The sequence below is a fragment of the Novosphingobium subterraneum genome (assembly GCF_000807925.1).
Taxonomy (GTDB): Bacteria; Pseudomonadota; Alphaproteobacteria; order Sphingomonadales; family Sphingomonadaceae; genus Novosphingobium; species Novosphingobium subterraneum.
In genome coordinates, this window is sequence record NZ_JRVC01000050.1 from 1 (window position 1) to 1,531 (window position 1,531).

At 60.2% G+C, this 1,531-nt stretch carries 1 protein-coding gene; it reads left to right on the top strand.

Translation table 11 applies throughout. From position 1 onward, the window contains the following. Positions 1 to 140: 140 nt before the first annotated feature. Positions 141 to 1,166 (top strand): IS110 family RNA-guided transposase, encoded by a 1,026-nt coding sequence (locus tag NJ75_RS23115; RefSeq protein WP_039338759.1) that lies wholly within the window; start codon positions 141 to 143, stop codon positions 1,164 to 1,166. The last annotated feature ends 365 nt before the right edge of the window (positions 1,167 to 1,531 follow it).

Genomic DNA, 1,531 nt, shown 5'->3' on the forward strand with positions numbered 1-1,531 from the left:
CCAACAGGGTTAAACACATGGGGTAATCGCGGGGTGCGCTTCCACGCGATCAGGACGCGCTGGTCAGGTGGTTGCCCCCCGGTAGGATGAAATACGGGCCCACGATGGTGACCGGGCCCAGCATCGGACGGGAGACAACCATGGAGCAGTTTATCGGCCTCGACGTTTCATTGAAAGAAACATTCATCTCGGTGCGTGAGGGTGGCCAGCGGGTCTGGCGTGGCAAGTGCCCCTCCGACCCGAAGCTTATTGCCGAAATGGTCCGCAAGCGGGCGCCAGAAGCAGCAAGGGTTGTGTTCGAGACCGGCCCATTGTCAGTTTGGTTCTACCACGCACTGCGGGAGGAAGGCCTGCCGGCGATCTGCATCGATGCGCGTCACGCGAAGGCTGCGCTCGATCTTGCGCGGAACAAGACCGATGCCAACGATGCCGACGGCCTGTCGCATCTGGCTGAGGTTGGCTTCTACCGGGAAGTTCGGGTGAAAGCCTTCGATAGCATGCTGACGCGGACGCTCGTCGCGGGCCGCAACCAACTGCTGAAGATGACGACCCAGCTATCCAATCAAATCCGCGGCTTGATGAAGACCTTTGGCCTCATTGTTCCCAAGGGCGCGGGGCGGCTTTTTGCATCCCATGTTCGCGAGCAGCTTGCCGACAATCCAGCGCTGGAAAAGATCATTTCGCCCTTGCTTGAGTCATGGCTCAGTATTCGCGCGCGGACGGCCGAACTGACCAAGCAGCTCATCGCGTCTGCGCGCATGAGCGATCAGTGCCGACTGCTGTCATCGATCCCGGGCGTCGGAGTGGTTACCGCGAGCTCGTTCATTGCGGCGATCGAGGACCCGGAGAACTTCAGGAAGTCGCGATCGGTGGGCGCATGGGTAGGCCTGACGACCAGGCGCTACCAGTCCGGCGAAGTTGACTATGACGGACACATTTCGCGGCGTGGCGATAATCATTTGCGCTCGCTCCTGTACGAGGCGGCGGTCACGATCATGACGCGCACAAGGGAGGAGAACGCGCTGCGGACCTGGGGCCTCAGGCTGAAAGAAAAGATCGGCTTCAAGCGGGCGGCTGTCGCAGTCGCGCGAAAGCTGGCGGTAATCATGCATACCATGCTTCGGACTGGCGAATTGTTCCGGCACTCGGAGCCCGCCGCCGCGTGATTTGATGTCAGCCGTACAGAGCTCCCACTCCCCGGCTGATTGGATATAAAGTTCGCGTCTGATGACACTGACGCGCCGAGCCGTCCCTGTCGGGGCGCGGACAGGATCATTCCGCTGCGAGAGTTGCAGTCGCCACCATTTTACTCCGGCGAATTGCGTTAAACACATCGGAAGATCCCGCCCACGAAGACCCATCCTGCGGCGTGCATGTCCCGACCGCGTAAAAGACCATGTACCCGACAAACGGCATGATCGGTGACCAGTAGCTGACGAGACATTGACCTGCAGGCATCCGCGACCGCGTCATCGTGGATCAGGGTGGTATGCCCGCTGCGCCTGATTGACAGGTTAGCGATTAAAAGACT